At 60.0% G+C, this 6,159-nt stretch carries 5 protein-coding genes and 1 tRNA gene; all 6 read left to right on the top strand.

The window, feature by feature from the left end:
* Nucleotides 1-101 precede the first annotated feature (101 nt).
* The 6 genes from H5U38_09815 to H5U38_09790 all read left to right on the top strand — a co-directional run bounded on the left by H5U38_09815 (nt 102) and on the right by H5U38_09790 (nt 6,142).
* Nucleotides 102-174: transfer RNA gene (locus tag H5U38_09815), tRNA-Lys, on the top strand.
* Nucleotides 175-514: 340 nt separating this feature from the next.
* Nucleotides 515-1,396, top strand: coding sequence for a creatininase family protein (locus H5U38_09810; protein ID MBC7187317.1), 882 nt, complete (start codon nt 515-517; stop codon nt 1,394-1,396).
* A 623-nt stretch (nt 1,397-2,019) separates the two neighbouring features.
* Nucleotides 2,020-3,228 (top strand): L-rhamnose isomerase, encoded by a 1,209-nt coding sequence (gene rhaI, locus H5U38_09805; GenBank protein ID MBC7187316.1) that lies wholly within the window; start codon nt 2,020-2,022, stop codon nt 3,226-3,228.
* 8 nt (nt 3,229-3,236) lie between these two features.
* The gene (gene larA / locus H5U38_09800) at nt 3,237-4,520 is read left to right on the top strand and encodes a nickel-dependent lactate racemase (protein MBC7187315.1); all 1,284 of its coding nucleotides are present in this window, start codon (nt 3,237-3,239) and stop codon (nt 4,518-4,520) included.
* 205 nt (nt 4,521-4,725) lie between these two features.
* Nucleotides 4,726-5,223 (top strand): hypothetical protein, encoded by a 498-nt coding sequence (locus H5U38_09795; GenBank protein ID MBC7187314.1) that lies wholly within the window; start codon nt 4,726-4,728, stop codon nt 5,221-5,223.
* Between the two features lie 64 nt (nt 5,224-5,287).
* A complete protein-coding gene (locus H5U38_09790; GenBank protein ID MBC7187313.1) occupies nt 5,288-6,142 on the top strand; it encodes a sigma-70 family RNA polymerase sigma factor in 855 nt (284 codons plus the stop codon).
* Nucleotides 6,143-6,159: the final 17 nt, after the last annotated feature.

The raw sequence follows: 6,159 nt of genomic DNA, 5'->3' as shown, positions 1-6,159 counted from the left end.
ATGCGCAACTTTGTGCCGAGCCCGGAAAAGAGCTTGACAGTGACCTCCGAAGTTCGTATATTTGCAGCCGTCAAATTGACCCCGCGCGCAGCGGGGTGCCTGCGCCCATAGCTCAACTGGCAGAGCAACTGACTCTTAATCAGTAGGTTCAAGGTTCGATTCCTTGTGGGCGCACGATGGGGGGAAGCGGTAGGCTCACATGTGTGGGCCTTTTTTTGTCGGAGCCGGTCTGATTAGGCAGAGGAGGGGCGGCTGCCCCGCCGCCTGCCGGCGCAACCCGCCTCAGGCGGACAGGTTTGAGGTTCGATTCCTTGTGGGCGCACGATGAGGGGAGGCGGTAGGCCCAAAGTTCGCTTGCGTGACCGCCCCCAAGCGCAAGGCCCAGGTAAGTGGGCCTTTTCTGTTCGGAGAGGCGGGGGGATGGGGCCCGGCAAGGAGGCGGGCGCGTGGCCAACCCCTGGGCCCCAAAGCAAGAGAGCAGCGTGTTGCTCGGCACAACAGGGAGGGAATCCCCATGCAAGACGATGCGCAGCGAATGGACCGCCCACCCCGGGAGGCCTCGGAGGGAAGAACACCAGCCAGTTTACCTCCAGTTTGTCTTGAGGAGCTGAGCGCGGCTGAGTTCCGCACCGCCGTCAAGCTTTCCGCGCGCACCTGCGTGATAGCCTGCGGGGTGCTGGAAAAGCACGGCTTGCACCTCCCCCTAGGCACGGACGTCCTCAACGCCCGGGAAATCGCTCTGCGTGCCGCCGCAGAGGAGTACGTGGTCGTTTTCCCGCCCTTCTACTTTGGGCAGATATTCGAGGCGAAACATCAGCCAGGCACCATCGCGTACAGCGAGCGCCTCATCTGGACTGCGCTGCAGGAGAGCTGTGATGAGTTGGCGCGCAACGGCTTCCAGAAAATCGTTCTCCTCAATGGGCACGGCGGGAACAATGCCTTTCTGAAGTTTTTTTGCCAAGCGCAACTGGCGCGGGAGCGGGGCTATGTGGTCTACCTCTTCTTGCCCGCGGACCCTCCCGAGCGGCAAAAGGATGTTTCAGAGAAGCGGCGGACCGCGTTCGACTTCCATGCAGGCGAGCTGGAGAGCTCGATGCTCCTGGCGCATCGCCCGGAGTTAGTGCACCTGCAGCGGGCAAGCGCCGGCCAGGGCAGGGACTTGCAACGGCTCAAGGCTCTACCGGATACGTTCACGGGCATCTGGTGGTACGCGCGCTTCCCGGATCACTACGCGGGGGACGCCCGGCCGGCGTGTGTGGAGCTCGGTGAGCGCCTTCTGGCGGAGCATGTGCGCCAGTTTGTCGGCATGCTCAGGGCCGTCAAGGCCGATCGGCTGGCGCTTAAGCTGCAGAAAGAGTTTTTCGCGAAGGCCAGGCGACCCGCGACGGGCAAATAGCGCGTGCAGTGTGAGCTCTGGTCGGGATTGTTCTCCATCCCTCGTGAGAAAAACCTCTTAGGTGCCCGGCGGTCGTTTCTCTGATATCGGCGCGTGTTCTTAGGCTCGCCACATGAAGGGTACCCGCGGCCTGCTCGAAGGCCCTGGCCAGTACCCTGGCTTTGCGCAAAGTTGGAGGCGGCCATGCGAAGGCGAGAAGCCATGTCCTGTTGTTTCTCCGCATTCGGAGGTAGAGTTTTTGGCTGCAGGGCGCAGGCGCAGCATGTGGCTGGGGTCAGCTGTGGGCTGCCTATCCGCCCGTCTCCTTCTGGCGAGCACGCAGCGGTGCCAAACTTGGCGCCAAAAAAGTCGATTTTTTTTTCTTGCTATTTTACAAAAAATGTCGTATAATTAACGCCCAAATTCAGGGCCGCGACGAGTCGTCCCACTCTCAGCCATTGACTGGGCAACCCTCAATAGGCCATCGTCTGATGGCCTATTGAGCAATGGGCAGGAGGCCGCACCAGCTGCCTCCCGTGGTCCTGCCAGCGTACCAGGCTGGTTGGCCGCGTCGGAATTGAAAAGAACCGTCGCGGCTTTTTCCTATTTGCCATCCTCCGCAACACGGCAGAGTGGAGGTAAGTATGTCAAGCCAGTTCGATGAGGAGTTCTACCGCCTCCTCGCCCAGCGGTTGCACGACCGTGGGGTGGATGTGGCTGCGGTAGAGGCGGAGGCGATGTCCATTTGCATCGAGACGCCTTCGTGGGGCTACGGGGACAGCGGCACGCGCTTCAAGGTCTTCCGTCAGCCGGGGGTGCCGCGCACCATTTTCGAGAAGCTTCAGGATGCCGCCGAAGTACATCGCCTCACCGGCATCGCGCCACGCGTGGCCATCCACATCCCCTGGGACAAAGTGGACGACTACGCCGGGCTCAGTGCCTATGCCCGCTCCTTGGGCGTGGTCATAGGGGCCGTCAACCCGAATTTGTTCGAGGACGATGACTACAAGTTCGGGAGCGTCACCAATGTGTCGCCTGCCATTCGGCGCAAGGCAGTGGCGCACATGAAGGAGTGCATCGAGATTGCCAAGCAGGTGGGATCCCATCTCTTTACCCCCTGGCTCGCCGACGGCACCAACTACCCAGGGCAGGGCGATTTTCGACAGCGCAAGCATTGGCTAGAGGAGTGCCTGCGGGAAGTCTACGAGGCCATGCCAGACTCGATGACTATGGCCATCGAATACAAGTTCTTTGAGCCGGCGTTCTATCACACCGACCTTGCGGACTGGGGCATGGTTTACGCCCTCACGACCAAGTTGGGGCCGCGCGCCAAAGTGTTGGTTGACCTGGGCCATCACCCCTTGGGCACGAACATCGAACACATCGTGGCGGTCTTGCTTGATGAAGGCAGATTGGGAGGCTTCCACTTCAACAGCAAGAAGTACGCGGACGACGACATGACGGTGGGCTCGCACGCCCCGTATGAGCTGTTCTTGATCTTCAATGAACTGGTCAAGGCGCAGTTCGACCCTGAGCGGCCGCAGACGGTGGCCTATATGATCGACCAGAGTCACGCCATCAAACCCAAGATTGAGGCGATGGTGCAGTCGGTGCTGCAGGTGCAGGAGACCTATTGCAAGGCGCTGTTGGTGGACAGGGAGGCGTTGGCGGCTGCACAACTCAAGAATGACGTGGTCGCTGCCGAAATGATACTCAGAGAGGCCTTTGCGACCGACGTCCGCCCATTGTTAGCGCATGCGCGGATAGAACGAGGCCTGCCGCCGGACCCGCTACAGGCCTACAGGGAGAGCGGCTACTTCGAACGCATCGTGCGTGAGCGCACTCACCACTAACGGAGCAGATGGAACTCACCCTGCATTACGGAAAGGAGGGGTTGACCGTCCGGGTGCCCGAACGGAACCTGCTCAAGGTGGTGCGCATGCAGCACGCGTCCCCTCTTGCAGATCCCATTGTGCACCTGCGGCGCGGTCTGGAACATCCCATCGGGTGCCCTCCGCTGGCAGAACTGGCCAGGGGCAAAGAGTCCGCCTGCGTCGTTATCTGCGACATTACGCGCCCGGTTCCCAACAGGGTTCTTTTGCCTCCCGTGTTGCAGACCATTGAGGCGGCTGGGATCCCGCGTGAACGCCTGACGGTCCTCATCGCCACCGGCACACACAGGCCCAATGTAGGGGAGGAGCTCGAAGCACTGGTGGGGGCGGAAGTCGCCTCATTCTACCAGGTAGTCAATCATCACTCCGCCGAAGATGGCGAGCACGACTATCTGGGCACCACCAGCACCGGGACGGAAATCTGGCTGGACCGCCGGTACGTGCGCAGTGCGCTCAAGGTGATTATCGGCTTCGTGGAACCACATCTCATGGCCGGTTTCTCCGGTGGACGCAAGCTGATTGTGCCGGGAATCGCCGGCGACCGCACGATGCGCGTGGTGCACGGCGCGCAGATGATGGCCCACCCCCTCTGTCGTGAAGGGATCATCGCCGGTAACCCCTTCCACAGGGAGGCCTTAGAGGTGGCCAAAAAAGTGGGGGTCGATTTCTCCGTCAACGTCGCCTTGGACGAAGAGAAGCGCCTGACCGGCATCTTCTGCGGTGGCTTGGAAGAGGCACATGCGGCGGCGGTGGAGTTTGTCCAAAAGGTCGTGAGCGATGAGCTCCCGGCACCAGCCGAGATCGTCGTCACCACCTCGGGGGGCGCTCCCCTGGATGCGACCTTCTACCAAGCGGTGAAGGGAGTGACTGCGGCGGCGCCGGTGGTGAAAGAGGGCGGGACCATTATTCTTGTGGCAGAATGTCGTGAGGGCCTGGGCAGCCCTAAGTTTGCAGCCCTGTGCAAGGAGACAGAAGACAGGGAGGATTTCCTGAAGCGCATTTTGGAGACGGACTACTACGTCCCTGACCAGTGGCAGTGGCAGAAGTACCTCCAGACACTGCGAGCGGCAGAGGTGCTGGTGGTCTCCCCCACCTTGGCTCGGCCGGAGAATCAATGTCCGCTGATCAGGTCGTACGCCTCCTTCGACCAGGCCCTGCAGACAGCTCTGGCCAGACATGGTCCAGATGCGAAGATTGCGGTAATCCCCCAAGGGCCGTATGTGCTGCCCAAGGTGGGCGGTTGCGTCCAATGAGGTTCGGAGGCAACAGAAGGCGCCCTGAACAACTAAATGTGGGCGCAATGGGAACCTATCAGTCCGTATGTTGTTCAATGAGCAGACCGGGAAAGGGGGCTGGGAACTCACGACCAGAAATAGGCGTTGAATTTGCTGGTCTGGCGAATCTTATGCCGCGCATTTGAGTCTAATAGACGGGTTTTAGCCGTTGGAGGTGGATGAAATGAAGTTTGGTCCTATCGGTGTGTTGGATTCGTTGAAACTTGCAGTTCAGGCAGAGACGGATGTGGCGCAGTTTTTTGCAGAGTCGGCCAAGGTGGCACCTGATGACACGATGCGGGAGGTGTTTCGACGCTTTGGTGCAGAGGCGCGCAGCACAGCCCGTGACCTGCGAGAGAAATACAGGCGCATCTCGGGCAAGAGGCTCCTTTACCTCAACTTAGACAAGAAACGGAAATTGGAAGTGGTGGTTACCGCCCACCGTGAGCGCCAGTCGGCGCTGGAAGAGGCACGTCGTAATCTGAATCTCTGTATCGGCTTCTACAACGACGTGATCCTGCGCCTGCTGGAGCCAGACTACAAGGGCATATTCCGCTCATTGGCGGAAACAAAGGAGCGTCAGCTTGCGCTGCTGAACGCGACGTTCCCGGCACCCGAGGAACCGGAATCCTCAAACAAGATGGGCGAAAAGTCGCGTGCGCCGGTGACCGAGGTTGCGTAGCGGAGTGGAAGAGAGTGCTGTTGAGCGAAAATCAAAAGGCGAGTGAAGCGAGGAGGGGGTTGTCGTGGGAAGGATAAGCCAACTACAAAAAGAAGATCCTCAGCTCAGAGCTTATCTTGCGGAGATTAGCAAAATACCCCTACTTTCGGTGGAAGAGGAGGTAGAGCTTTCCGAGAAAGCTAAGCGTGGCGACGACCGCGCCCTGCAGCGGCTTGTTGAGGCCAACCTTCGTTTTGTGGTCATGGTTGCCAAGGAATACCAGGACCAGGGGCTTCCCATTACCGACCTCATCAACGAAGGTAACCTTGGGTTGATGGAGGCGGCGCGGCGCTTCGATTCCACGCGTGGTATCAAGTTCATTTCATATGCGGTGTGGTGGATCAGGCAGTCCATTCTGCAGGCGATTGCCAATTACGGGCGGCTGGTGCGCCTGCCCATTAACCAGGTCTGGACGCGGAACAAGGTACTCAAGGCCTCTACCGCTTTGGAACAGGACCTGGGGCGCGATCCGAGCATCGAGGAGATCGCCTCAGAGCTAAAGACCGATTCCTCGACCCTGCTCAGAAACATGCGCTTGTGGGGCCGCGATGTGTCCCTGGAAGACAGCGTCAGCTGGGGCGATGATGACATTCGAGTCGTCGACCGCCTGCCCGACAAGGACCTTCCGGAACCTGACTCGCCGCTGGTGAGCGAGTCGTTGCGGGAGGAGATTGAGAACGCGCTCAACTCACTTGACAAACGAGAGGCCGAGGTACTGCGCCTCTTCTTCGGCATTGGTCAATATCGTCCCCTGACGTTGGGGGAGATCGGGGAGGTCATGCACCTGAGCCGGGAGAGGATCAGGCAGATCAAGGATCGGGCCTTGCGTCGCTTGCGCCACATTTCGCGCAGCGAGAAGCTTCGCCCCTATTTGGGATAGCCGTGCGCGCCCCGGCC

This window comes from Calditrichota bacterium (genome assembly GCA_014359355.1).
GTDB lineage: Bacteria > Zhuqueibacterota > Zhuqueibacteria > JANLFK01 > Oleimicrobiaceae > Oleimicrobium.
This window is presented reverse-complemented; position numbering and strand designations above follow the sequence as displayed.

What these genes read in the sequence shown, in the direction of transcription:
- H5U38_09810 (MBC7187317.1), top strand. Translation starts at nt 515, where the DNA reads ATGCAAGACGATGCGCAGCGAATGGACCGCCCACCCCGGGAGGCCTCG.
- rhaI (MBC7187316.1), top strand. Translation starts at nt 2,020, where the DNA reads ATGTCAAGCCAGTTCGATGAGGAGTTCTACCGCCTCCTCGCCCAGCGG.
- larA (MBC7187315.1), top strand. Translation starts at nt 3,237, where the DNA reads ATGGAACTCACCCTGCATTACGGAAAGGAGGGGTTGACCGTCCGGGTG.
- H5U38_09795 (MBC7187314.1), top strand. Translation starts at nt 4,726, where the DNA reads ATGAAGTTTGGTCCTATCGGTGTGTTGGATTCGTTGAAACTTGCAGTT.